The 25448-nt window shown below is 45.6% G+C and carries 22 protein-coding genes; 8 read left to right on the top strand and 14 right to left on the bottom strand.

Features of this window, described 5'->3' with window-relative positions:
- Positions 1-12 precede the first annotated feature (12 nt).
- Positions 13-1200, bottom strand: a complete 1188-nt coding sequence (locus WAK81_RS12640; RefSeq protein WP_422197256.1) for an MFS transporter — start codon at positions 1198-1200, stop codon at positions 13-15.
- A gap of 982 nt (positions 1201-2182) precedes the next feature.
- On the opposite strand from WAK81_RS12640, the gene WAK81_RS12635 reads away from it, so the two are divergent.
- The 3 genes from WAK81_RS12635 to WAK81_RS12625 are packed head-to-tail and all read left to right on the top strand — an operon-like array spanning position 2183 to position 5094.
- The gene (locus tag WAK81_RS12635; protein ID WP_422197254.1) at positions 2183-3310 is read left to right on the top strand and encodes a Re/Si-specific NAD(P)(+) transhydrogenase subunit alpha; all 1128 of its coding nucleotides are present in this window, start codon (positions 2183-2185) and stop codon (positions 3308-3310) included.
- Between the two features lie 11 nt (positions 3311-3321).
- Positions 3322-3645 (top strand): proton-translocating transhydrogenase family protein, encoded by a 324-nt coding sequence (locus WAK81_RS12630; protein ID WP_004281642.1) that lies wholly within the window; start codon positions 3322-3324, stop codon positions 3643-3645.
- Positions 3646-3648: 3 nt separating this feature from the next.
- On the top strand, positions 3649-5094 hold the full coding sequence (locus tag WAK81_RS12625) for an NAD(P)(+) transhydrogenase (Re/Si-specific) subunit beta (RefSeq protein ID WP_422197252.1): 1446 nt from the start codon (positions 3649-3651) through the stop codon (positions 5092-5094).
- A gap of 268 nt (positions 5095-5362) precedes the next feature.
- Here the strand turns inward: WAK81_RS12625 and rsfS are convergent, their stop codons facing one another.
- From rsfS to WAK81_RS12600, 5 genes are all read right to left on the bottom strand, one after another.
- Positions 5363-5770 carry a ribosome silencing factor gene (rsfS, locus tag WAK81_RS12620; protein WP_004645144.1) on the bottom strand — a complete coding sequence of 136 codons (408 nt, stop codon included), beginning with the start codon at positions 5768-5770 and terminating at the stop codon, positions 5363-5365.
- 81 nt (positions 5771-5851) lie between these two features.
- A complete protein-coding gene (locus WAK81_RS12615) occupies positions 5852-6640 on the bottom strand; it encodes a hydroxypyruvate isomerase family protein (RefSeq protein WP_422197249.1) in 789 nt (262 codons plus the stop codon).
- Positions 6641-6679: 39 nt separating this feature from the next.
- A complete protein-coding gene (locus WAK81_RS12610; RefSeq protein WP_422197247.1) occupies positions 6680-7549 on the bottom strand; it encodes an NAD(P)-dependent oxidoreductase in 870 nt (289 codons plus the stop codon).
- 36 nt (positions 7550-7585) lie between these two features.
- Positions 7586-8374, bottom strand: coding sequence for a crotonase/enoyl-CoA hydratase family protein (locus WAK81_RS12605; protein ID WP_004645147.1), 789 nt, complete (start codon positions 8372-8374; stop codon positions 7586-7588).
- A 105-nt stretch (positions 8375-8479) separates the two neighbouring features.
- Positions 8480-11287, bottom strand: a complete 2808-nt coding sequence (locus tag WAK81_RS12600; RefSeq protein ID WP_422197245.1) for an ATP-binding protein — start codon at positions 11285-11287, stop codon at positions 8480-8482.
- Between the two features lie 362 nt (positions 11288-11649).
- On the opposite strand from WAK81_RS12600, the gene cysM reads away from it, so the two are divergent.
- The 5 genes from cysM (at position 11650) to WAK81_RS12575 (ending at position 17936) form a co-directional block, all read left to right on the top strand.
- A complete protein-coding gene (gene cysM / locus WAK81_RS12595; protein WP_004645150.1) occupies positions 11650-12579 on the top strand; it encodes a cysteine synthase CysM in 930 nt (309 codons plus the stop codon).
- Positions 12580-12597: 18 nt separating this feature from the next.
- Positions 12598-13416 carry a 3'-5' exonuclease gene (locus WAK81_RS12590; RefSeq protein WP_005101819.1) on the top strand — a complete coding sequence of 273 codons (819 nt, stop codon included), beginning with the start codon at positions 12598-12600 and terminating at the stop codon, positions 13414-13416.
- A 6-nt stretch (positions 13417-13422) separates the two neighbouring features.
- Positions 13423-14811 carry a 23S rRNA (uracil(1939)-C(5))-methyltransferase RlmD gene (gene rlmD / locus WAK81_RS12585; protein ID WP_422197242.1) on the top strand — a complete coding sequence of 463 codons (1389 nt, stop codon included), beginning with the start codon at positions 13423-13425 and terminating at the stop codon, positions 14809-14811.
- A gap of 32 nt (positions 14812-14843) precedes the next feature.
- Positions 14844-17153 (top strand): RelA/SpoT family protein, encoded by a 2310-nt coding sequence (locus WAK81_RS12580; protein ID WP_422197240.1) that lies wholly within the window; start codon positions 14844-14846, stop codon positions 17151-17153.
- A 99-nt stretch (positions 17154-17252) separates the two neighbouring features.
- Complete coding sequence (locus WAK81_RS12575; RefSeq protein ID WP_422197324.1) at positions 17253-17936, top strand: S24 family peptidase; 684 nt, start codon at positions 17253-17255, stop codon at positions 17934-17936.
- A gap of 25 nt (positions 17937-17961) precedes the next feature.
- Here WAK81_RS12575 and secF read toward each other — a convergent pair whose 3' ends face one another.
- From secF to WAK81_RS12535, 8 genes are all read right to left on the bottom strand, one after another.
- A complete protein-coding gene (secF, locus tag WAK81_RS12570) occupies positions 17962-18936 on the bottom strand; it encodes a protein translocase subunit SecF (protein WP_422197322.1) in 975 nt (324 codons plus the stop codon).
- Positions 18937-18944: 8 nt separating this feature from the next.
- Positions 18945-20843 carry a protein translocase subunit SecD gene (secD, locus tag WAK81_RS12565; RefSeq protein WP_422197238.1) on the bottom strand — a complete coding sequence of 633 codons (1899 nt, stop codon included), beginning with the start codon at positions 20841-20843 and terminating at the stop codon, positions 18945-18947.
- Between the two features lie 51 nt (positions 20844-20894).
- Positions 20895-21224 (bottom strand): preprotein translocase subunit YajC, encoded by a 330-nt coding sequence (gene yajC, locus WAK81_RS12560; protein WP_004645158.1) that lies wholly within the window; start codon positions 21222-21224, stop codon positions 20895-20897.
- A gap of 100 nt (positions 21225-21324) precedes the next feature.
- A complete protein-coding gene (gene tgt, locus WAK81_RS12555) occupies positions 21325-22455 on the bottom strand; it encodes a tRNA guanosine(34) transglycosylase Tgt (protein WP_422197235.1) in 1131 nt (376 codons plus the stop codon).
- 130 nt (positions 22456-22585) lie between these two features.
- A complete protein-coding gene (locus WAK81_RS12550; RefSeq protein WP_422197233.1) occupies positions 22586-23428 on the bottom strand; it encodes a DUF4303 domain-containing protein in 843 nt (280 codons plus the stop codon).
- Between the two features lie 113 nt (positions 23429-23541).
- Entirely contained in the window at positions 23542-24111 is a 570-nt protein-coding gene (locus tag WAK81_RS12545; RefSeq protein WP_422197231.1) for a LemA family protein, read from the bottom strand.
- Between the two features lie 49 nt (positions 24112-24160).
- Positions 24161-25189: a hypothetical protein gene (locus tag WAK81_RS12540; protein ID WP_422197229.1), complete on the bottom strand. Its 1029-nt coding sequence runs from the start codon at positions 25187-25189 to the stop codon at positions 24161-24163.
- A gap of 16 nt (positions 25190-25205) precedes the next feature.
- Positions 25206-25448, bottom strand: a 243-nt coding sequence (locus tag WAK81_RS12535) for an S-adenosylmethionine:tRNA ribosyltransferase-isomerase (protein ID WP_422197227.1), incomplete at its 5' end; no start/stop codon positions are given.

The following is a 25448-nucleotide window of genomic DNA, read 5'->3' as shown; positions in this document are numbered from 1 at the left end:
TAGTCAAAGCACTTATGCAGTTGTCCTGGCCTGATGCCATTGATCTAGCAGGGCGAATAGGGTGGCACACAAAGCTAGCCCAAGTCCTGCCATACAGGTCATGCTCCAGCCACCGTGATGCCAGGCATAGACCCCTAAGGCTGAACCACAGGCACCGCCAATAAAATACAAGGTCATATACAGTGAATTGACCCGTGATTTGGCATCCGGGCGCAGACGAAAAATCACGTTCTGGTTACAGCTATGTGTAATCGCGAGCCCCAGATTCATCAGTCCATAACCCAGAATATAACTCAGCAAAGACACTTCACCAAAGTATAAAAATAGCCAGCTCCCCATCAGGATAGAACAGCCGATCCAGCTCAGTGTTTTGATATGGCCACGATCGGCCCATTTGCCAATAAACTGTGTGGAAAGTGCGCCAAATACACCTACCAGCGTGACCAGTCCGACCATGACATCAGAAAGCTGAAAAGGTTCCTGCGTCAACAGCAGAGCGATGGTGGAGAACAACATACTCATGGCAGCAAAAGCACAGGCGCCTGTAAGTGAACGCAAAACCAGTCGCGGTTCCTGCTTGAGTAATATCCCCATAGATTTAAAAATTGCTGCATAGCTAATTCTCAGACGTGGCAGGCTCGGTAGTTTTCCTCTCAAATAGAAACTTAAAGCCAGCATGCTTATGCCACTGACGATATAAATCATTTTCCAGTGAAACAGGTCGGAAAATAATCCAGCAATACTGGTCGAGAGCAGAATGCCAACCAGTAAGCCACTCATCAGAAAGCCTACCACTTCTCCGGTTTTTTCCGGTTTGACCGCCATGGTGGCCAAGGGAATCAGAATCTGTGCAGCCACGGAAAACAGTCCAGCAATGATGGTACCGACCCAGAGCATTGGCAGATTCACCGCACTAGCACAAATAAATAAACCTGTTGCCGCACCCAGCATAAGAAAGGGGATCAGTTTGGTTTTATTCAGCATGTCACCTAAAGGCACAATAAACAGCAGGCCCAAGGCATAAGAGATTTGAGCAAAAGTGACGGTAAGTGCCACTTGTGATTCAGGTACCTGATAATACTGCTGAATCGATGAAATCAGTGGCTGGCAATAATAGTTCGCGCCAGCACATAAACCGCATGCAATCGCCATCAGCCATAATAAGGGCTTATTTTGACTAATATCGAGAGGCGTGTGCATAGGGCTAACCTTGTATTCAGACTGAAATAATTTAAATGAGGAATGAGAATAATGTTCAAATTGAGGGCACTATAGGCCAGAAGTTCCCGCTTTAAAAGTAGAGAAATATTGCCAGCATTGAAAATTATTAGAACTCAGGCAGCTTAAAGAAAGAAGTGCAATTTTAAATAGAAAATATGAGTGAATGTTTGCAGAATTTTTATCTTTTGATGATTGGGTTGCTTCATTAAAGCGCAGCTTGATGTAGAAACAATAAAAAAGGAGCACCAAGGCTAAAAAAGTGGAATATTTGCTCTATTTTATTGCGCAAATTTGGTGCGAAAATAGGATTTTTCATTTTGAATCAAGTTCAGAACATTAATATAATAAATAGTCCTCCAGGTTTTTTTCTACCCTTTATCTGACTGTGTGAGACCTGAGTCTTATAAAATTTTAGCGATCATTTTTTGTCAGATGTATCAATTCTGTCTGATTAAGATGTGCTCAAAACAAATTCTATCATTTCATAAAATACGATTTTAGCATCTAAAACCAGTGGTCTTGCTTGAGTGCTAAATCTGTCAAAAAAGTCAAAACTAAAAAAACGGCGCAGCTAAAGTGCTGCTATCTATAGGGACTAGCGAAATTGAAAATCTACTTCTGAATCAAGAAATACAGCAATCATTGTCAGAATCATCAATGTAACAAAATAAATCAGAAATCTGCGCTTATTTACACCAGCAAAATCTGGATATTTCAGTCAGCGGAATGAATATCGTTTATAAAAGCATCGAATATGAATGGCTAGAGAATTAAATAAATGTGCTATCACAGCATCATTTTTATGAATCATCAGTTCAAAATATAGGTATTTATTAAATAAATAGTAGGTGGTAATTTCAAACAGTTTGATTAGAATCCAAAAATTCAACAAGAACACATCCTGAGGGGAAGCATCGTTTACACGATGTTTACTTAAGAAAAATTAGCTTGAGGAACGCTCATGCAGATCGGAATTCCAGCCGAAACTGTTGTCGGTGAAAATCGCGTCGCTGCGACGCCAGAGACAGTAAAGAAATTGATCAGCGCAGGACATAGCGTGATTATCGAACGTGGTGCAGGTGTTAAAGCTGCCTATATTGATAGTGCCTATGAACAAGTTGGTGCCAAAATTACGGATGATGCCTACACCGGCAGTCAGTTGATTTTAAAAGTTCGTGCACCGAAAGGTGAGGAAATTCAAAAACTCAACCCGAACACCACTATCGTGGCAATGTTTGATCCTTACCGTAATACTGAGCTTGACCAATTCGCGGCACAAAACGTGTCTGCATTTGCATTGGAACTTTTGCCACGAACCTTGTCTCGTGCGCAGAACATGGATGTCTTGTCTTCTCAAGCCAACCTCGCAGGTTATAAGTCGGTGCTTTTGGCTGCGGCTGAATACCAGCGCATGTTCCCGATGCTGATGACTGCTGCGGGTACGGTCAAACCGGCTCGTGTCGTGATCATGGGGGTCGGCGTAGCAGGTCTGCAAGCGATTGCAACAGCAAAACGTTTAGGTGCCATCGTTGAAGCCACAGATTTGCGTCCAACTGCCAAAGATCAGGTTGAATCTTTAGGTGGTAAATGGTTAGACGTGCCAATGTCTGCTGAAGAGCAACAAAAAGCTGCAGATGCTGCTAAAAATGGTTATGGCTGGATGCCGGGTGAAGAATACATCCGCGATCAGGCTGCAATTGTTGATAAAGCGGTGTCGAATGCTGACATCGTGATTACCACAGCGCTTTTACCAGGTCGTGATGCACCGCGTTTAATTCGTGCTGAAACAGTTGCGAAAATGAAACCGGGTTCAGTGATTCTGGACATGGCAGTAGAATCTGGCGGCAACGTCGAAAGTTCAAAATGTGGCGAAACAGTCCATACCGACAACGGCGTGAAAATTCTCGGCATTCCAAATATTCCGTCGACTGTATCAACTGAAGCCTCTGCTTTATACGCTCGTAACGTATTTAACTTCGTTGAAACACTATTTGATGCAGATAAGAATTTTGTCCTGAATCAAGAAGAAGAAATTCAAAAAGCCCTACTTGTCACTCATGGCGGCCAAGTGCTGCTGAAACGTGGTTAAGGAGAAGACTCATGGTTGAAACAATTACGATTTTTGTCCTTGCCATTTTTGTAGGTTACTACGTGGTGTGGGGTGTAACACCGGCATTGCATACGCCGTTGATGGCGGTGACCAATGCTTTGTCATCGATCATTATTGTCGGTGCGATGATTCAGACCGTTGGCCTGCCGGTGATTGGCGTTGAAGGTAGCGTGGATTTCCAGACCATTAACGTGGTGAGCGTGCTTGGTGCAATTGCGGTGTTCCTGGCCAGTATTAATATTTTTGGTGGTTTTGCAGTGACTGCACGTATGCTGGAAATGTTTAAACCTAAGCAAAAGAAAAAAGAGGGTTAATCCATGGAAATGATTCGAGAATATGCGGATTGGTTCTACCTGATTGGTGCCGTTCTTTTTATCCTGACGCTACGTGGTTTATCAGGTCCCAAAACTGCGATTGCCGGTAACCGTTACGGGATGATCGCGATGGCCATTGCGGTCGTGACTACCTTCTTTGTGGCTGAGAATCCAGTGGTCTGGATGATCATTGGTGCAATGGTGCTAGGTGCAATCGTGGGTATTGCTCGTGCACGTACAGTTCCAATGACGCAGATGCCTGAAACTGTAGCGTTGATGCACTCATTGGTAGGTTTGGCTGCGGTCCTGATCGCTGTCGCTGCAATTATTCACAACAACAAACTGATTGAACTAGGTCCAGACTTGTTGGCTGCCAATGGTGTGAATTTCCATGAAATGAGCCGTGTTCATTTATTTGAACTGTTTGTGGGCTGTTTCGTGGGTGCGATTACCTTTACAGCATCAGTCTTTGCTTACGGCAAACTGGCTGCAAAGAAATGGGCGAAAACCATTTCAGGTGCGTGGGTGAAACCGGTTCAGGCAATCATCTTTATTGCAATGTTAGGTTTCGGTATTCACTTCTTCCTGACTGGCAATATGACCTCGTTCTGGGCGATGACAGGTCTTGCGCTGGCATTCGGCTGGGTATGGATTGCACCAGTCGGTGGTGGTGATATGCCAGTGGTGGTATCGCTACTCAACTCATTCTCGGGTTGGGCAGCAGCTGGTATTGGTTTTACCCTAGAAAACAACATGCTGATTGTTGCAGGTTCACTGGTGGGTTCTTCAGGTGCGATTCTGTCTTACATCATGTGTAAAGCGATGAACCGTTCCATCATCAACGTTTTGTTTGGTGGTGCGATGGGCGGTGCAGCTACGCCGACAGCAGGAGCAGGTGAACAGGTTCAACGTAATCACCGTTCAGGTTCGGCAGATGACGCAGGCTTCCTGATGTCAAATGCCGACAGCGTGGTGATTGTACCAGGTTATGGTATGGCGCAAGGCCGTGCACAGAATGCGGTAAAAGAATTGGCTAACTTGCTGAAAGAGCAGGGCGTAACGGTTCGTTTCGCGATTCACCCTGTAGCAGGTCGTATGCCGGGTCATATGAACGTACTCCTTGCTGAAGCGGACGTACCGTATGAAGACATCCTAGAAATGGATGAAATCAACTCGGACTTCCCGGCAACAGATGTGGTGCTGGTCATTGGTGCGAACGACGTTGTGAATCCTGCGGCGAAAGATGATCCAACATCGCCAATTTATGGCATGCCGATTCTGGAAGCGCATAAGGCACGTACGATTATGGTGATCAAGCGTTCTATGGCAACCGGTTATGCAGGTCTGGACAATGACTTGTTCTATAATGACAAGACCATGATGATCTTCGGTGATGCCAAGAAAGTTGTGGAAGACATGACCAAAGCGATTAATGGTACGGGTCACTAATCATTTAAATCATTAGAATCCCCCTAAGTCCCCCTTTAATAAAGGGGGATTTTTATTTTATATCTTGGAAAAAGGATTATTGAGTGGTCATCGAACTTCTATGTTTATGATGAATTGATCCTAAAATACCAATCAAATCGGTGCATAAGACAAGATGAAAATTAAAGAAAAATAGCTAATAGATTGAGTGGTATTAACGCTTATAAAGTTGGATGAATAGGCAATAAAAAAGCGACCTACACAGGTCGCTTTTTTGAATATTCGGTTTTTACGCTACAGAGTCAGTATCTGTAGGATTGCGCCATAAGCTTTCTAGGTCATAGAATTTACGCGCTGTTGGAAGCATACAATGAACCACCACATAACCAAGGTCGATGAGGATCCATTCAGCATCACGTTCGCCTTCAATACCAAGAGGGCGGAAGCCAGCTTTACGTGCTTCTTCAGCAACGTTATTGGCCAATGATTTGATGTGACGTGTCGATGTACCGCTTGCAATGACCATAGCATCAGCCACATTACTGATACCGCTGACATCAAGCTCAACAATTTCTTTTGCTTTTACATCTTCAAGTGCAGCATGTACGACTTTTAAGCAGTCCTGTACAGCTTGAGAATTTGAATTCATAGTAAGATCGTGAGAATTAGAAGCGCTGGGCGATGGTTCTAAATTCATGGGGAGTGTAATTTCCTAACAATTATGCATGGTCTAATATAGCGGTTTTAGTCCTGAATTTCAAATGAAGCCGCAGTCCACTCAGTCATGCTCCGGAAAGAACTCAGCTTTCCAGTCAAAGGAATCGTTGGAATGTCCGCTGGGTTTATACTCGGCAGCAACATAACCTTGATATTGACTATGTTTTAACCACTGAAATATATCATGATATTGAATTGAGGCCGTATTGGGTTGATGCCGTCCCGGACAATCCGCAAACTGGATATGACCAATCGAGGCAATATTTTCTTGCAAAGTTTCCAGTACATCTTCGCCCATCATGGCCATGTGGTAACAGTCATACTGCATTTTTAAGGCCGGATGATGTACCGCTTCCAGCATTTCTTGGGCTTGAGCAACATTTTGAATCAAAAAACGTGGCATATCGGTGCCATTGATCATTTCAAACACCGGTTCAATTTGATGCTCAAGCAGCATTGAACAGGCCATTTTCAGGTTGCTCGCCAGCGTATTCAGGCAGGGTAAAAGATCACAGTCCAGGGGCTGTTTTCCTGCCAGAATATTGACCCGCGGTACATTCAACGCCGTGGCATACTGGATGGCCTGCTCAACAGCATGACGAAACTCGATTTCCTGTCCTGGAATGCCGGCCAGACCATGACCGCCCTGCATTAAATCGCCCGCTGGCACATTAATCAGGCACAAGTTCAGTTGATGCGTGCTGAGCTGGTTTTGAATCTGGCCAATCGTGAGCTCATAAGGAAACTGGACTTCCACATGATTAAAACCCTGTGCACGAGCCAGCGCGAAACGTTCGATAAGCGGCACTTCGGTAAAAATCATCGACAGGTTGATGGCAAGTTTAATCATGTATGTCTCTTCAATATTCAGGGCTGCATAAATCAAGCGTTATGAATGTTTTAGTTGCTGGATTACAGTAGCCAGATCTGCTTCGGCAAAGCCTTGAGCTTGATGGGCATGTAGCTGTGATAAAGCTTGAGTTGCGACCGGAACATCCAGGTCAAAGCTTTGGGCCAGTTGCACGGCATTATTCAAATCTTTGGATAAGGTCTGTACTTTCCATTGCACCGGTTCAAAGGTTTGCGTGGCCATACGGGGTGCCAGAATCTGAAAAGGCTTGGAGTCGGCAAAACCACCCGCCAGCGCTGGTGCCAGTAAACATGTATCCACCCCGGCAAGTCCAGCCAAGGCGACCGCTTCTGCGATCAAGGTGCTATTGGCAGCCACAATCAGCTGATTACAGATTTTGGTCGCCTGACCGGTACCCGTATCACCCATACGGGTCACGCGTTGTGATAGCACTTTATAGATTGACGTTAAAGCTTCAATCGTTGCGGCATCACCACCGGCAAAAATCACCAGACTGCCTTGTTCAGCTCCGGCGGTACCCCCTGAAACTGGAGAATCAATCCAAGTCACTTTCTTAGCCTGTGCTTGCGCGGCAAGTGCTTGGGTTTGCTGTACCGAAAGACTGGAAAAATCCACAATCACTTGCTCTGCAACCAAATATGGTTCGATCTGAGCAAAAACAGATTGCATGGCATGATCATCTGCTAGGCAAGTGAGAATCACCGGATAATCCGCAATCTGATCCAAAGACAGCGTAGTTGCACCTAACTCTAACAACGGATGATAGGCAGCCGGGGTACGGTTCCATACAGCCACCTGAAAACCTGCCTGAAGCAGACGTGTGGCCATGCGAGTGCCCATTAAACCCATACCTAAAAAGGCAATTTTAGTATCGCGATTCAACAGCATGCTTTGTTTTATTCCTTTCCTGGATTCAGACTTGGTTTATTTGTATTGGCGCGGTACAAACTGAACCTCTGGATTCTTGTCTTTTTTACGGGCCAATTGACTGTTTTTACCCAGCAGCAATTTAAGTTGCCAGATTTTTTCCATACGCAGGGATTTGTTCGGACGATGCTGCATGGCATCCAGTACAAATTTAGACGCCATCAGCGCATCTGGAGAACGTTGCAGCATTTCTTCAGCCAAGGCTTGTGCTCTTGCCAGTGGCTGTTCATCCACATGGGTAATCAGACCGATTTCTTTGGCATATTCACCCTCAAAAATCCGGGCAGTCAAAGTTAACTCTTTGGCCAGATCAATACCAATCAGGCCTTTCAGCGAACGGCTGAGTCCCATATCTGGCACGAGTCCCCAACGGGTTTCCATGATCGACATTTTGGTCTCAGGATGGGCAATGCGGATATCTGCGGCCAGAGCAAGCTGCATGCCGGCACCAAAACAGAAGCCTTCCATCGCGGCAATTACCGGAACCGGTAATTCCTGCCAGACCAGAAATGCTTTTTGAAATAAGCTTTGACCCGGACGGATTAGTTCCCATGCAGCATAAGCACGATTTTTAGGATTATTTAAATCTGCCAGATCAATACCGGCACTAAAGACCTGAGCTTCACCGGTTAAAATCACACAACGGATGCTTTTATCTTTTTTGATTTTTTGTGCAGTCGCGACCAGTTCGCGCAGCAGGGCAAAGCTCATGGCATTGCGTTTATCTGGACGATTCAATGTAACAGTGGCAATGCCGTTATTTTTTTCCAAGCGTACAAGTGACATGGCATTCTTCCTTATTTTCCTGGCTTGAGCATAGCATGCAGCTTTTGGGCTTGCATGACAGCTCAGTCACACTTCTCAAATCATGAGCTGAGCAGCTTCAAATCTTTAATTTAAATGTTGCTTCAAAATTTGCTGGGCAGCCTGTTCAACCTGTTCAACCACGGCTTTGAGTTCATCAAAATATTTCAACACATCCTGGACAAAGCTTTCATCGGCCTTACGGCGTTCTTTACGCAAGGTCGAAACGAACTGTTCAAAGCCCCCGGTGACTTTCTGCAGAGTCGGTGCTCCGACATAACGGGTTGCGCCGTAAAGACGATGCAACACATGTTCAAGTTGTGGAAAATCTTCCAGTTCAATCAGTTGCTGCATTTCATCGAGTTCATCTGCAAAGCTGTCCACCAGCATGCGTAACAGGTCTACCGCCAGATCTTCCTTATTGGCTGCCAGTTGCAGGCCTTGCTGCCAGTCCAGAATATTTGGATCCAGTGCATCAATCACATTGGCACGTTCCAGTACCGGAATCCGTTTAAAATGCTCGGTAGTCCAGTGCGTCAAAATTTGGATAATCTGCTCGATCTGGATCGGCTTGGTGACATAATCATCCATGCCGTTTTGCAGCAGTTTATGTTTTTCATCAGAAAGTGCATGCGCTGTCAGGGCAATAATCGGCAGGCGGCTATGATTTTCAAAGGTCGATTCCAGCGAGCGAATAGCACGAGTGGTATCGATCCCTGACATCACCGGCATCTGAATATCCATAAACACCAGATCAAACGCTGGCTGTTCCTGTTCATAACGGCGCTGAATAATATCGATCGCTTCCTGTCCGCTGAGGGCTTTGGTCGTGGTGACATTGAGTTCGCCCAGCAAGGCTTCCAGAACAATCAGGTTGGGCAAATGATCATCCACGGCCAGAATATGCAGGCCTTGACCATTGAATTCTTCATGCTGTTCCTGATCGAAGACTGGCTGATTGCCGAGTAACTGAATCAGCGAGCTGCGGCTGAGGGGTTGATGCAGGGCACGGGCATGATGGTCGTTGAGCATGCTCGGATCCAGCTGCATCTGATAACCATAGACAGCCAGATGACCCTGATAACGTGAACGGATTTCACGTAACAAGACTTCACTGTCACCACTATGATCAACGATCAGCCAGGTATTTTCGCTATTCTGTAAATGATTCAGACGGCTAAACAGATCCAGAATCGATGCACATTCAATATGTTTAACCTGATAATTTTCCAGATAATGACGCAGCACATTCGCAGTTGCCGGATGGGCAAGATAAGACACCACGGTCAATTCGCTAAAATCTGGATGCTCAATCACGGTATCTTCATCGACCAGGAACTGGGCAGTAAACCAGAAAGTTGAGCCTTTTTCGGTTGGGGCACGTTCCTGATTGTCTTCAAAACCAATCTGGCCATGCATCAGGCTGACCAGCTGTTTGGAAATCGCCAGACCAAGACCGGTGCCGCCGAATTGACGGGTCACCGAGGTATCACCCTGCGAGAAAGATTCAAACAGCTTTTTACGGTCTGTACCACTCAGGCCAATACCGCTGTCCTGTACACTAAAATGCAGCACACATTGATCCATACCATCATGTTCCATGCGTGCCCGGACAATGATTTCTCCATCCGGAGTGAACTTGATGGCATTGGAAATCAGGTTGGTCAGAATCTGTTTAAAACGTAATGCATCCCCAATCACATGTTTTGGCACACCGTCTGCATAATAGAAAGCCATATCAATATGTTTTTGTGCTGCCAGTGGCGACAGCATGTCCATCACATCAAAAATCGCTTCTTCCAGATCAAAAGGTGCAGTTTCCAGTTCCAGTTTGCCGGCATCAATTTTGGAAAAATCCAGCACATCATTAATCAGTGCCAGCAAATGCGCGGAAGACTTACGGATGGTCTGCAAATAAAGGCTCTGCTCATTGCTGAGATTGCCCTGACGTAATAACAGATGAATAAAACCATCAATACTGTTCAGCGGAGTACGCAGTTCATGGGAGATATTGGCCAGAAATACCGACTTGGCTTGGTTGGCCGAGATGGCTTGGTCACGTGCCTGACGATAGGTAATATTCTGGACTTCTAAAGTGTCGAGGGTACGGCGCAAATCGTCTTCGGTCTGTTCGGTATGTTCACGCAATTCCAGAAAGCTGAAATGCAGCCGTTTTACCACATTGGCAATATCACGTTGCAATAAACGCAGCTCTCCGGTGCTGTTAATCACCATATGCTGGCCGAGGGTATCGGCATTCAGGCGTTGCAACTGCATGCGAATTTCATACATCGGGGCAATCCAGCGCCGTGAGTAGAAATTCAAGCAGAGCAATAGCAATAATAAGGTCAGTAATCCGGTCGCAATCAGTACGATCAGTACCCGGTAACGGGCAATTTCTAGGGGCTGATTATCCAGTTCAATCGCCAGCCAGCCGGTAGAAAAAGTGTTTTCATTCACTTTAATGGCATAGATATGATTATCTTGATGCAGAATCGGGCCAACAAAATTACCACTTTTCTCAAATTCTGGCCAAGGTGTCTGTTCCTGAAAGCCGATACCCAAACGGTTCTTGCCATTTTCATCCAGAACTGCTGCTCGAACCAGATGCTTTTCATTCAGCATGTTCTGCATGGCATTGTGGGCTTGGTCATATTGCCAGGGATACAGGTTCAAAATATCCAGTGCATATTCTGAAGTACCTTGAAAGCGGGTCAGAATCGCAATGGCCATCTGCTTCTGCTGGGCACGTGCGGCATTCGAGGTTTCAGTCAACACCAGCATGGCACCGACGCAGGCCAAAATGGTAATTGGCACAAAAATCAGCGCAATCAGCTGTCCATAGGCATGATTTAAGTGTAGGCGTTTAAACAGCTTTTTGTTGATCGTTGACATGATTTAAGCAGTATTTTCTTTATGCTTGGCATATTAGCATGCTTTAAATCGACAGTTAAAATTTAAGCACTATTTTTATAAATGTTCGGATTAGGGGCTAAAAATACAAGAGATTTCAGTCAATTTTGTTCAAGTAGAGCAAGACTAAAGCGTCCGGAATTTCAATATTTAAAAGTGTCTGACTGAAATGGAGCTTTCATTTTCACCAGAGGGTTGTGTCATCTGGCTAAAGGACAGGAAAATGCAGTTTATGGCTTGATAGTATGTGAGTTTTAGTGAGTTTTCTGAAAAAGCCTTGCTAAATGGGTGCAGGGAAAAGCATTTTTTCATACAATAGCCGCACCTCGATATAGGTGCAAATAATGAGTAATACCACCCCTGATTTTCAAGCAGATGAATTTTTGTTAGACCATTATGTAGGCAAAACGCCGCTGGTGCGTTTGCAGCGTCTGGCAAGTCACACTCAAGCTACAGTACTCGCGAAACTCGAAGGCAATAACCCGGCAGGTTCGGTCAAAGACCGTCCGGCCTATAATATGATCATGCAGGCCGAGAAGCGTGGGCAGATCAAACCGGGTGACACCCTGATTGAGGCAACGAGCGGAAATACGGGGATTGCATTGGCGATGGTCGCAGCAATGCGTGGCTATAAAATGAAGCTGATCATGCCGAACAATATGAGTCAGGAACGTAAGGACGCGATGCGTGCTTATGGTGCTGAGCTGATTGAAGTAACCAAAGAGCAGGGCATGGAAGGTGCACGTGATCTTGCTGCTCAAATGCAGAATGATGGCGTGGGCCTGGTGCTAAATCAGTTTGGGAATCCGGACAATGTCGAAGCACATTACCTGACCACGGGTCCAGAAATCTGGCAACAAACCGGTGGAAAGATTACTCATTTTGTCAGCTCAATGGGTACCACTGGCACCATTATGGGTGTGTCGAAATACCTGAAAGAAATGAATCCTGATATTCAGATCGTTGGTTTACAGCCATCTGATGGTTCAAGTATTGCCGGAATCCGTCGCTGGCCAGAAGAATATCTGCCAACCATTTTCGACCGCAGCCGCGTGGATCGGATTATTGATATTCCACAAATCGAAGCTGAAAAAACCATGCGCAAGCTGGCACAGAAAGAAGGCATCAGTGCTGGAACCTCTTCTGGTGGGGCAGTGTGGGCGTCGATTAAACTGGCAGAAGAAAATCCGGATGCAGTGATTGTGTGTATTATCTGTGACCGTGGTGACCGTTACCTGTCTACAGGGTTATTCTCTGTACAAGATCCTGAATAATTATTTGAGCACTGTTTTATGCGCCTGCCTGTTTTAACTTTCGATATTGAAACCCAAACCGATCTCAAATCAGGCGCGCATCTGTTTGGTCTGGACCTGCCCGAAGCAGATCTGGATCAGGCCCTGACCAAATTACGCCGTCAGGACTCAGGTTCGGATTTTCAGCGTTTGCCGCTGCATGAAATCGTCTGTATTTCCGGTTTATGGATGGATGAGCAGGGCATGAAGCTGTTTTCCTTTAGCCGGGAACAGCATTCTGAAGCAGAAATTTTGAAAAAATTTTTGTCCATTTTTGACAAGCGCCATCCGACACTAGTTAGTTGGAATGGCTCACAGTTTGATTTACCAGTAATTTTATACCGTGCCATGTATCATGGACTCTCTGCACCGAGTCTGTTCGATCAGGGCGAAATTGATACGCAAAAGCGTTATAATAACTACCAGAATCGTTACCATCATCGTCATGTCGATCTGATGGATGTGATGGCCATGTTCCATGCCCGTCATTTCCAGAAACTGGACGATGTTGCACATTTGCTGGGTTATCCAGGTAAGCGCGGTGACGGAGCCTATCGGGTTCCGGAATATGTTCGCAATCAGCAATGGACCGAACTGACGTCTTATTGTGAAGGTGATGTCCTGAATACCTGGCTGGTGTATATCCGCTGGTTGCTGTTAAAAGGCCAGCTGTTACTGCCGGATTATCAGCATCTGCTGCAAAGCACGATTCAATATTTGCATACTCAACCGCAGCATGCGGACTTTTTATCAGTTTGGCGTGAGACTTCGCAACGAACTGAATTTACCCAATTTGATTTTCCCATCTCCACACCCTAGGTTTTCATGAAACATCGAGCACAAGCACGTCCTATCCAGCAACCCGAGTACATTTTTCAGGTTGAGTCACTATCGCATGAGGGACGTGGTATCGCTCATTATGGTTCACATCCGGATCATCCGCAGCATAAACATGGCAAGAAAGTCTTTATCCGTTATGCCTTACCGGGTGAAACCGTGCGTGCCCGCATTACCCGCGAAGTTAAAAAACTTGAAGAAGCCGACAGTCTTGAATTGTTAAGCGACGCTTCCGAGATTCGCGTGAAGCCGGTGTGTCCGCATTTTGGGGTTTGTGGTGGCTGTAATATGCAGCATATTGCTGCGGATGCGCAGATTGAACTGAAACAGAATGTTCTGAAATCGCATTTACAGCATTTTGCTGGAATCCAGCCGGATCAATGGCTATCGCCTTTACGTTCACAACGTGAAGATTATCGCCGTAAAGCCCGGATTGGGGTGCGTTATCTGCCTTCCAAGAATCAGTTGGTGGTGGGTTTTCGTGAAAATCAGTCCAACAAACTGACGCCGATTGATCGCTGCATGATTCTGGATCGCGAGTTTGGCTCGGTTACACGTCTTAAACAATTGCTGCAAGGTCTCAATGGTAAGGCCGACATCGGTCATATAGAATTGGCCATGGGGGATCAGGAAATTGCACTGCTGGTGCGTGAAACTGCAAAATTATCTGCCGATGATGTCAACCAATTGCGCGAATTTACGTTACAGAAAGGCTGGCAACTGTATCTGCAGCCTGCCGGCAAAGAGACGCTCTCGCGGATAGATGATCCAGACGCATCTGCACGCTTACACTATGGTCTTGATGACTTTGATGTGAAATTCGGCTTTAATCCCCTGGACTTTACCCAGGTAAATTCAAGCATCAATCCGCAAATGGTACGATTGGCATGTGATTTGCTTCGGCTACAACAGGGTGAACGGGTTCTGGATCTGTTTTGTGGATTAGGAAACTTTTCTTTACCGCTAGCGCGCTGTGTTGGTGCGTCGGGTCAGGTGATTGCGGTCGAGGGAAGTGATGAAATGGTTCGACGTGGTGCGGAAAATGCCAAAAACAATGGTATTGCACAAATAGCGTTCTATTCACAAGATTTAACCAAAGATTTCTCGCACCACACTTGGGCAAATCAAGGTTTTGATGCATTATTAATCGACCCGCCACGTGCCGGGGCAGAAGAAGTAATGCATTATATCCCTCAGTTTGGAGCTAAAAGAATCGTTTATGTGTCATGTAATCCTGCGACACTCGCCAGAGATGCAGGACTATTGGTACAACAGGGCTATCGTCTCACCCAAGCGGGCGTGATGGATATGTTTACACATACTGGACATGTTGAATCAATCGCATTGTTCGAAAAAGAAAATCAAATAAACGATTAAAGAAATGATGTTTTTAAAAGTAGGAGATGGGTATGGTCACAGTACGTGAGCAACTCCCTGGACGACTCAATGAGTTGTCACAGGAGACGACTGTAGAACATGCCGAACAAGCACACCACGATCTGACGGAATGGTTGGATCGGGTTCGTGGCATATTAGATGGCGCACCTTTAACGCAGCTCGAAGAAGTCGCCCACTTAACATTAGAAAGAGAGCTGCAAAGTACGGTTCAGCACCGCTCCAATACTTTTTATACCGGTATTGAGATGGCGGATATTCTGGCGCATCTGCATGTCGATGAAGATACTTTGTCCGCAGCCATGCTGTATCGGGCTGTTCGTGAAGGCGTCATGCCCCTCAGTGAAGTGCTGGAACAGTTCGGCGAACAGGTACATAGCCTGGTCAAAGGCACGCTGGCTATGGGTAAGCTGTCTGAGCTGATCGAAAAAAATAAGCGTCTGGAAGATCATTTCAATAATAACCAGCGTGAACATCTGTCTGGCATTTACAAAATGCTGATCTCGGTCACCGAAGATGTGCGTGTGGTTCTGGTCAAGCTGGCCGAACGTACCTACGCCTTGCGTGAACTGGCCAATTCCTCGCGTGAACGTCAGGAACGGGTTGCCCGGGAAATTCTGACCATTTATTCACCACTGGCACACCGCTTGGGTATTGCCCAGTTAAAATGGGAACTGGAAGATTTAGCTTTCCGTTATCTTGCGCCAGAACGTTATAAAGAAATTGCTTCTTTGCTCAATGAGAAGCGTTTGGAGCGAGAACAGTATATTCAGTTCGTGATTGATAAATTACGTAATGAACTGTCCGAGCACGGTATCGAGGCTGAAATTAATGGCCGGGTGAAACACATTTATTCGATTTATCGAAAAATGAAAAGCAAGAGCCTGAGTTTCGATCAGCTCTATGATATTCGTGCCTTACGGGTACTGGTCAAAAGTGTACCTGAGTGTTATCACACTTTAGGGATTGTACATCAGATCTGGCGTCATATTCCGCATCAGTTCGATGACTATATTACCAATCCGAAAGCCAACGGCTATCGTTCTTTGCATACTGCAGTGATTGCCGAAAACAAGTCACTAGAAGTGCAGATTCGTACCTATACCATGCATGATGAAGCAGAGCTTGGGGTATGTTCACACTTTAATTATAAGGAAGGCTCTAAAACCACCGATCATTCCTTTAACCATCGTCTGCACTCCTTGCGTGCGGTACTTGAACATTATCAGGAACGTAATGAATCAAGCGCACATAAGGAATCTGAAGATGAAATCGAAAATTTTGAACATATTCAAGATTTTGAAGGCTTTGAAAAGATCTATGTGTTTAGCCGGGATGGCGACATCAAAGAGCTGCCACGCGGTTCAACGGTGCTCGACTTTGCCTATCATGTGCATACCGAAGTGGGTAACAAATGTTATGCCGCACGGGTGAATCAGCGCTATGTGCCACTGACCTATACCCTGAAAACCGGGGAACAGGTCGAGATTTTAACCAAAAAAGACCGTGAACCGAATCGGGACTGGCTGGTCAATTCTTTGGGTTATATCAAGACTGCACGTGCGCGGGACAAGCTGCGTCACTGGTTCCGTCAACAGGATCGTAGCAAGAACCTGGAAGTTGGCCGTGAAGTGCTGAACAAAGAATTGTCACGTCTGGCGATCCATCCAAAATCGATCGATTTGAGTGATTATTGCAACCACTTTAATGTCAAAACCGGTGATGACATTCTGGTCAATCTGGTCAATGGTGATATCAGCCTGCATGCCCTGATTAATCAGGTCAACCGTCACATGCATCTGGATCAGGACGAACCTGAGCTGGTGCTGAAACCTGCCTTGAATCCGCGTGCCAGTCATACGCTGTCAGCGCACGGCATTCTGATCGATGGTCTGGATAATGTTGAGTTACACGTGGCGCAATGTTGCCAGCCGGTGCATGGCGAATCAATTGCCGGCTATATCACTCTAAATCGTGGGGTAAGCATTCATAAGGTGGCTTGTCCGGACTATGTCCGTATGATCACCCAAGAGCCTGAGCGCGCTGTAGAGGCCGATTGGGAAATGCAGCCGACGCGTGGTCAGAGCGTACAGATTGTGGTGGAAGCCTATGATCGACGTGGTCTGCTCAAAGATCTGACTCAAGTGATTTTTTCCGATCAGATCAATATCCGTCAGGTCAATACCATTTCAGAAGCGGATGGTATCGCCAATATGAAGCTACTGATTGAAGTCAAAGGCCTGGCACAACTCTCCAAGCTGCTGGCCCGTCTTGAGCAGCAACCGGGGATTATTAGCGCCCGTCGTTTGGTACAAGGTACTTAAATTCCTGTCGAATCAGTTAAAAAGCCTGCAATTTGATTGCGGGCTTTTTTATTGTAATGTATTGCAATGAAAAAGATAAAAACAGACCAGCAGACCATGATGAATGCCACTGAAATATTTGAACGCAGACGCACGAATCTGGCCAAGGTGATTGATCTGCTGATCGAGACGCAGCAATTTAAAACCGGCAAAGAGATCTGTGAACATTTCGGCTTGTCTGCATCGTATATCGCACAATTGCTGAATAGCAAACGTCAGATCGGCGAGAAGGCTGCAAGGGAGTTAGAACAACAACTGGGTTTGGATACTCTTATTTTAGATCAGTCGGCTGAACCAAAAGTTGAATTATCTCCAGTTCCAGCGCAAGGTGTACTGTTGCAAATGCAGGTGGTGCAACAGCAGGCATTCACACTTATTTCCATAGATTCAGCACTCTCGTTCAATCAGGATATTTTTCATTTGCAAGCACAGCATTATGTGATTCAGGTGACTGAATCGTATTATTTTCCCAGCTTAAAACCGGGCTGGTGGCTGATTTGTGATAAACAGGCTGAGTTATCCACTGCAGGTATACTCTGTGTGTATCTGGTCAATGGCCTGCAGCTCATTTTGCAGTTGGTGAGCAAAGCTCAGGATCATTATGAGTTTCAAAGTCTGAATGAAACTAGAAAGATAGTTTTTCAAAAAACTGATATTGAGAAAATTCACCCCGTAATTGCGATTATTCCTACTACTTCATATTCACATGGTAGAAATAATTCAGCCCATCAAAAGATGGGCTGAATTATGAAAATGAAACAGAACCAGATTATGGAATCTGGTTCTCGTCTTCAAATTCTGGCTTCACCTGAACAATAAAGTCCTGACGGTTTAGACCGCGCCACAAGGCAAAGGATGTACCGATATAGATCGACGAATAGGTCCCGACAAAGACACCGACAAACATCGCGATCGAGAACCATTTCAAACCATCACCACCCATCAGCATCATGGCAAGCACCACCAGCAATAAGGTCATAGAGGTATGAATGGTACGACGCAGGGTTTCAGTCAGGGCTATGTTGATAATCTCGACCGGTTCTGCACCACGAATCTTACGGAAGTTCTCACGGATACGGTCAGAAACCACGATATTATCATTCAGTGAGAAACCGATGATTGCAAGGAGTGCCGCAAGTACAGTGAGGTCAAATGGCCACTGCATCATCGCAAAGATCCCGAGGGTGACGATAATGTCATGGAATAGTGACAACACGGCACCCATGGCCAGCTTGAACTCAAAGCGGATGGTGACATAGACCAGCATCAGCAGGAGTGCCAATGCCACAGCACCGCCAGAACGAACATAGAGTTCGTTACCGACCTGGCCACCGACGACATCAACCTTCGGTACTTCTGCCGCATTATTTGGCAGTTGAACCGCTGCTGTAACAGCCTTGGTCAAGTCTTCAGCTTCGATATCTTCCTGAACCGGCATACGCACCATCAGGTCACGTTCAGACCCTAAGGTCTGTACCACAGCATCATTAAAGCCAGCCTGGTTCAGTGCCTTGGAGACATCTTCAGGTTTGACCGGATTGGTATAATTCAGCTCGGCTGCCACACCACCAGTAAAGTCCAAACCGAAGTTCAGGCCTTTGGTGGCAATAAAGAAGATACTCGCAACGGTTAAGAGGATTGAAAACAATGCCGCAGGCATCGCAATCTTCATAAACGGAATAATGCGTTCGTCTTCAGGGCGACCGTACTGTTTTTGATTCAGTTGAGTATTTTCAGTCATCAGTGATCTCCTTAAATGCTCAACTTTTTCAAGTTACGTTTTTTGCCATAAATGATCTGTACGATTGCACGTGTTACTGTAATGGCAGTAAACATCGAGCAGACAATACCAATCATCAGGGTTACGGCAAAGCCTTTGATCGGACCTGTACCAATCGCGAACAGAATGAACGCCACCAGAAATGTGGTCAAGTTCGAGTCGAAAATGGTGTTATAGGCACGATCATAACCGGCCACAATCGCCTGTTTTGGCGAAGCCCCCCATTTGATTTCTTCCCGTATTCGTTCACAGATCAGTACGTTGGCATCGACCGCCATACCGATGGTAATGACGATACCGGCAATACCCGGAAGGGTCAGGGAAGCGCCAATCCAGGACATGACTGTCAGAATCATTGCCAGGTTAAAGACCAGTGCAAAGTTGGCAATCACACCAAATACACGGAAGAATACCACCATCCAGATGGCAACCAAGAGGAAACCGATCTGAGTTGAAAGTACACCTTTATCGATGTTCTCTTGACCCAGACTTGGACCAATCACACGTTCTTCAACAAAGTACATTGGCGCAGCCAACGCACCTGCACGCAGCATCAAGGCAAGTTCAGCAGCTTCTTGCGGTGAGTCCAGACCGGTAATACGGAACTGAGAACCCAGTACTGCCTGAATGGTTGCAGCGTTAATCACTACAGATTCAGTATACGGGGTACGAACTTCAGTTTGAGTGCCGGTCGCAGGATCTTCCACATAGTTAATGCGCTGTTTGTTCTCGATGAACAAGACGGCCATACGTTTGCCGACCGCATTACGGGTGGCATCCGACATCAGTTTGCCGCCTGCGCTGTCCAAGGTAATATTTACTTCTGCACCGCCAGTGTCTTGGCTAAAACCACTTGATGCATTCTGAACGCGTTCACCGGTTAAGATACGGTTACGGTTCAGGAGGAGCTGACGACCACTGTCCAGTGATTCATAAGCAAAGACTTCTGTGCCTGGTGGCAATGCACCCGTTGCCTGACCGGTATATGGATCAATGTATTGATCATTCTGGTCAGCCACCAAACGGAACTCGAGGTTCGCGGTACGGCCCAAGACACGTTTCGCTTCAGCGGTATCCTGCACACCCGGAAGCTCAACCACAATACGGTTGCTGCCCTGAGTTTGCACCAGTGCTTCTGCGACACCTAACTCGTTAATACGGTTACGTAAAGTGGTCAAGTTCTGGTTGACGGCATAAGATTCAATTTCTTGCTTACGCACATCAGTATAGTTTAGACGTAAGGTCGAACCGGTCTCGGTCGCAACAGCCTGCTGGGTAAACTCATTGCCATTACGGCGCAAGAAGTCCATCGTTGCAGAACGGTCATCATTGTTGGCAAACTGCATCACAATGGTGTTGTTGCTTAAATTCAGGTTATTAAATTTCAGGTTGTTATCACGCAACTGACGACGTAGATCCGTCGCAGAGGTTTCCATACGCTGGGCAATGGCCTTGTCCATATCCACTTCAAGCAAGAAGTGAACACCACCACGTAAATCCAGGCCGAGCTTCATTGGTTTGGCACCAATTTTTTGCAGCCATTCTGGGGTGGTCGGGGCAAGGTTCAGTGCAACCACGTAATCATCACCTAAACCACGACGTAAAGCCTCTTTGGCTTTAAGCTGTGATTCACTTGAATCTACACGTAATAAGGCTGCATTGTTGTCAAAGCTATTGTCATGGGTGGCAATATTTTCAGTTTTTAAAATTTGCTCTGCTTTTTGTACGATGCTTGCATCAATTTGAGTACCGGCTTTGGCACCCGAAATCTGTACAGCAGGTTCATCTGGATACAAACTTGGCAGGGCATATAAGGTACTGATCAACAGGACAACCAGGATCAGTACATATTTCCATGCTGGGTAACGCATTCGTTTTCTTCTTAAAATGAAAAAGTCGTGCGAGGGCACGACTATTTTTGATTAAAGGTTATTTAAAGTGCCTTCAGGGAGGACTGAGATCACACTTGCACGTTGAACTTTGACTTCTACACCACGGCTCAATTCAACCACTGCGAAGTCACCTTCAATCTTGGTGATTTTGCCCATTAATCCGCCTGCAAATACCACTTCACTGCCAACGCCAAGGCTGTCGACCAAAGCACGGTGTTCTTTGGCACGTTTAGATTGAGGACGCCAGATCAAGAAATAGAAGATTGCAATAAAAACAGCAATCATCAAAAGGTTCGCCATCATGCTTGGTTGTTGTGCAGCTTCACCTGCAGCGTGAGCAGTCGAAATAAAAAGGCTCATTACATTTTCCTAAAATAAAAAACTGGTGATCAACTCGATAATAAATTGACATATTCTTGCAATTTACATTGTCTTTTTCCTCAGCGCAAATGCTGATGGATTAATCTTGCGGACAAGGTGGCACTTCCAGGCCACGGCGGGCATAAAAGTCATGAACAAATTCGTCAAATGTACCGTTGTCTAATGCATCACGCATCGCTTCAGTCAAACGCAGGTAATAGCGCAGATTATGAATCGTACCGAGCATTGAGCCGAGCATTTCCCCACATTTCTCAAGATGGAATAAATAGGCACGGGTGAAATTCTGGCAAGTATAGCAGTCGCAATGCGGATCGAGTGGGCTTTGGTCATGACGATATTTACTATTACGGATCCGCACCAAGCCGTCTGTCACAAAATAGTGACCGTTACGTGCATTTCGGGTTGGCATCACGCAGTCAAACATATCGACACCACGACGCACCGCTTCCACAATGTCTTCTGGCTTACCGACACCCATCAGATAACGCGGTTTGTCTGCAGGCATTTTTTCTGGAAGATAATCCAGTACCTTGATCATTTCCTCTTTTGGCTCACCAACGGACAGGCCACCAATCGCATAACCATCAAAGTCGATTTCTAGTAAACCTTTTAACGATTCTTCACGCAAATCTTCATACATACCGCCTTGAATAATACCGAACAGCGCATTACGGTTTTTCAGCACGTCATGATGCTGGGTTTTGCAGCGTTTGGCCCAGCGTAAAGAAAGTTGCAAAGATTTTTGCGCTTCTTCATGCGTCGCAGGGTACGGAGTACATTCATCAAAAATCATCACAATGTCAGAGTTCAGCGTGTGCTGAATATCCATTGAAATTTCAGGAGATAAAAATACTTTTGAACCATCAATTGGTGAGCGGAAGGTCACACCTTCTTCTTTAATTTTACGCATTGCGCCCAGACTGAAGACCTGGAAGCCGCCTGAATCGGTCAAAATGGGACTATTCCATTTCATAAATCCGTGCAGGCCGCCATGTTCACGAATCACATCCAGTCCTGGACGTAGATACAAATGGAAAGTATTGCCCAGAATGACTTGAGATTTGATCTCTTTAATGTCGCGTGGCAACAGGCCCTTAACCGTACCATAAGTCCCCACAGGCATGAACATTGGGGTTTCCACCACACCGTGTTCAAGCGTTAAACGACCACGACGGGCACGGCCCGACTGACCTAATTTTTCAAACTTCATAGGAGTTCCACATCAAGGCGAAAAAACAGTTCGCTGATTGTTATAGCTAAAGGGCGCTATTTTCCTTGATTCTTACACTAAACGCCAGCATTGTAGAGCATTCGCTCTGTAATTTTATTTATCGCTGAAGCTAGGGAACATCCGGAGAAATTGGCGGATGTGTAGAAAACTGCTGCAAGCGCTGCTGAATATCTTCCCGGCTAAGGGCACAGCTTCCATCCGGCTCGGAGGCCATTGCAGCGATATGCTGGATCAGTTTCTGGATATAAATATTGCTATCGACAAAGTAGGATTCCAAGGTTAGCAAATAGGCATCTTGCGCCACTTGCAGATAATCATAAGGTTCCATCACCAGCATCTGCTCTAGATCAATCAGGATATCCTTATCGTTTTTCGAGAGTTTTAAGCGTTTCTGCATGGCAGGAGAATGCGTCACTTTTCTGGAAGCCAAGAAATCCTGTAAATGAATATGCTCAGGATTCAGGGTCTGCGCGGATTGGCATTCAAATTCGGCTTGGGTCGGCAGGCTCATGAAAAACAGGATGCCATCCAGATCCAGACCATAGGCCTCAGAAAGACGATGTTTGGCCTGTTTAAAACTCTCCAGCAATAAATCCAGATGCGTCGCGTGCAGCTGTTTTTGCTGTGCCAATACCGGATGGCCAAAGCTGTGCTGGGTTTTAAAATAATCGGCCAGCAAGGTTTTAAAGGGAATGAGTCCAGAGTCGGGCGAAGCATGTGCTCGATAACCCCATTTCCGGACATTCCAGCGATCCTGTTCAGCCAGATATTGCTGTGGATCTTCCGGATCTTTAAAAATACTGCGTTCAGTCGAGATCGCCAGATCATCCAGCAGTAAAAATTCGTCAAAGACCAGACTGCAGACATAGATTTCATCATCCTGATAATGGTCGTATAACCGATAAAATTCCTCGACCAGCGTCTGTTGCAAGTGCTCTAAATAATCCAGCATAATTTTTATTCTTTATTTTATAAGTTTTAGAAAGGTACAGCCGCATCCTTGACTGTTTTTATAATAAGTTAATGCGCCAAGGATGCAAAATTTTATCAGATATTGCTGTTCACTCAGTGAAAGTTCGGACGGTAATCAAAATTCTGGGTCACGCTTTGATCACGGAAAGGCCGTACCACTTTTTTTCTGAGCAACATATTGTTAATGATGTTGTGCGGAAAAATCTGGATCTGGTTATTAAACAGCTCGACATTGCGATTATAGATGGTAATCGCCGCACCGACATTTTCATTCTGTTCTTCAATTTCAGCCATCATTTTCAGATAGATGTCATTGGCTTTCAGTTCCGGATAATTTTCGATGACCACATTCAGGCTATGCATTAACTGTTTATTCAGGCTTTCAATGCGTTGCAACTGCCCAATATCGGCATCCTTAATATTCAGGTTCATGATGTTCTGACGCAGTTCGGTGACTTTTTCCAGAGTGCCTTTTTCGAAACTTGAGTATTGCTCGACCAGCGGTTGCAGCCCGTCAAGAATTTTCAGTTTTTGCCGTTCATAACTGGCAACATCCGACCAAGCCCGAATCATGGCGTTGTGATGACGGACAATACTGTTGCGGATCATGATAATCGCAAAAATCACTGCCACAATGACCAAACATAAAATCAAAAATCCCATCCGAGATCTCCCCAAGCTATATCTATATTTTAAAAATGATGCGAAAAATTTATTTTAAAAACTGCAGCAGATCATGTTGTAAGTTTTCGAGCTGTTTTAATTTAAACGTTCTCAGGTGACCGCGCAATGTGGAAATATCGCTAATATTCTGCTGCTTGCTCGATACCTGAAATAAATCATGGGGTCCCAGATAGCACAGCATCTTGTTTTCCGGGTGAAACAGCAAATCACCCTGACGCTGTTCAAAAAAATCGGCCAGTCGCAGTACAAAACCCGGACTGAGTAATTTGGCGGTCTGCATCGGATCACTGCCATAAAAGCTTAAGCGCTGATTGGTACGAATATCGCTGCTGTGCCAGGGATGGCTATAAGGATAATAAAATTTCTTTCTGGAGGTGGTGACCGCCACTCCCTGAATCTGGATATCAAAAACAAACACGCCCCACAGGTCTTTGTGAACCTGCATCAGTTTGACCGGTTGGCCCTCTTTGTTTCGGGTCTGTACTTCATCAATATAATGGTATTGAAATAGCAGTACCTGATGTTGCTGGCCATTTTCATCTTCCCATACCGTGCTGGCATAACGCTGAATCTCATTACTCAACGAACCTTGATTGAATACTGGAAATAAATGTTTTAAATGCCGGATAAAGTGCAGGGGATTAAGAGGCATGGAAATATGCTGTGGTTGTTTTTGAAAGGCAAGCTGATATTTCTTGGTCAGTGCCTGTTCTTCCAGAAAAGCAATGACTTCCTCTAAGGGCTGCTGCTGTTCATAGCAAATATAGGCCCAGAAGATGCAGAGACAGCCGAGAAAAACACTGCCCTGAATCCAGATATTTCCCGGTGCAATAAAAATGCTGCCAATCAGAAAAAGCCCAATTCCGGCAAGCGCAAGTGGCAGGTTATTTTCAAACTTGAGCGTAATCGGGCCATTCCAGGGATGCAATCCGTCTAGCAGTTCCTGATGTGTTTTTGCCTGTTGGCCCAGATCCCAAAGCCGAGCGATATTCTGAAACACCACTGCATTTTTCTTGCGGCGAATATGAATGGACTGTTGTACAGACTCGATCGGCATGGGCAATGGTTCTCGCTTATTGTACCTGATCAACCAGCATGGCATCGCCATAACTGAAGAAGCGATACTTGCTGTCTACTGCATGCTTGTAAGCATTGAGAATATTGTCACGATTGGACAAGGCAGACACCAGCATTAACAGGGTCGATTCTGGTAAATGGAACTTGGTGATCAAACGATCGACCACTTTAAACTGATAACCAGGATAAATGAAAATCTGGGTATCACCTGTCCAGGCTGCCAGTTCACCGTTATGTGC

Source organism: Acinetobacter sp. (assembly GCF_049284435.1).
Lineage (GTDB): Bacteria > Pseudomonadota > Gammaproteobacteria > Pseudomonadales > Moraxellaceae > Acinetobacter.
The sequence above is the reverse complement of the archived record's forward strand: the minus strand, read 5'-3'. Positions and strand labels throughout refer to the sequence as shown.

Coding starts and splice junctions, on each gene's coding strand:
- WAK81_RS12615 (WP_422197249.1), bottom strand. CDS start 6,640: ATGATTAAACTTGCCATCAACCTGTCGATGATTTTTACCGAAGTGCCG.
- WAK81_RS12575 (WP_422197324.1), top strand. CDS start 17,253: ATGAATGCCACTGAAATATTTGAACGCAGACGCACGAATCTGGCCAAG.
- WAK81_RS12540 (WP_422197229.1), bottom strand. CDS start 25,189: ATGCCGATCGAGTCTGTACAACAGTCCATTCATATTCGCCGCAAGAAA.
- WAK81_RS12550 (WP_422197233.1), bottom strand. CDS start 23,428: ATGCTGGATTATTTAGAGCACTTGCAACAGACGCTGGTCGAGGAATTT.
- rlmD (WP_422197242.1), top strand. CDS start 13,423: ATGAAACATCGAGCACAAGCACGTCCTATCCAGCAACCCGAGTACATT.
- WAK81_RS12625 (WP_422197252.1), top strand. CDS start 3,649: ATGGAAATGATTCGAGAATATGCGGATTGGTTCTACCTGATTGGTGCC.
- WAK81_RS12580 (WP_422197240.1), top strand. CDS start 14,844: ATGGTCACAGTACGTGAGCAACTCCCTGGACGACTCAATGAGTTGTCA.
- cysM (WP_004645150.1), top strand. CDS start 11,650: ATGAGTAATACCACCCCTGATTTTCAAGCAGATGAATTTTTGTTAGAC.
- secD (WP_422197238.1), bottom strand. CDS start 20,843: ATGCGTTACCCAGCATGGAAATATGTACTGATCCTGGTTGTCCTGTTG.
- WAK81_RS12640 (WP_422197256.1), bottom strand. CDS start 1,200: ATGCACACGCCTCTCGATATTAGTCAAAATAAGCCCTTATTATGGCTG.
- tgt (WP_422197235.1), bottom strand. CDS start 22,455: ATGAAGTTTGAAAAATTAGGTCAGTCGGGCCGTGCCCGTCGTGGTCGT.
- WAK81_RS12610 (WP_422197247.1), bottom strand. CDS start 7,549: ATGCTGTTGAATCGCGATACTAAAATTGCCTTTTTAGGTATGGGTTTA.
- WAK81_RS12590 (WP_005101819.1), top strand. CDS start 12,598: ATGCGCCTGCCTGTTTTAACTTTCGATATTGAAACCCAAACCGATCTC.
- yajC (WP_004645158.1), bottom strand. CDS start 21,224: ATGAGCCTTTTTATTTCGACTGCTCACGCTGCAGGTGAAGCTGCACAA.
- WAK81_RS12630 (WP_004281642.1), top strand. CDS start 3,322: ATGGTTGAAACAATTACGATTTTTGTCCTTGCCATTTTTGTAGGTTAC.
- WAK81_RS12605 (WP_004645147.1), bottom strand. CDS start 8,374: ATGTCACTTGTACGCTTGGAAAAAAATAACGGCATTGCCACTGTTACA.
- WAK81_RS12600 (WP_422197245.1), bottom strand. CDS start 11,287: ATGTCAACGATCAACAAAAAGCTGTTTAAACGCCTACACTTAAATCAT.
- rsfS (WP_004645144.1), bottom strand. CDS start 5,770: ATGAATTTAGAACCATCGCCCAGCGCTTCTAATTCTCACGATCTTACT.
- WAK81_RS12545 (WP_422197231.1), bottom strand. CDS start 24,111: ATGGGATTTTTGATTTTATGTTTGGTCATTGTGGCAGTGATTTTTGCG.
- WAK81_RS12635 (WP_422197254.1), top strand. CDS start 2,183: ATGCAGATCGGAATTCCAGCCGAAACTGTTGTCGGTGAAAATCGCGTC.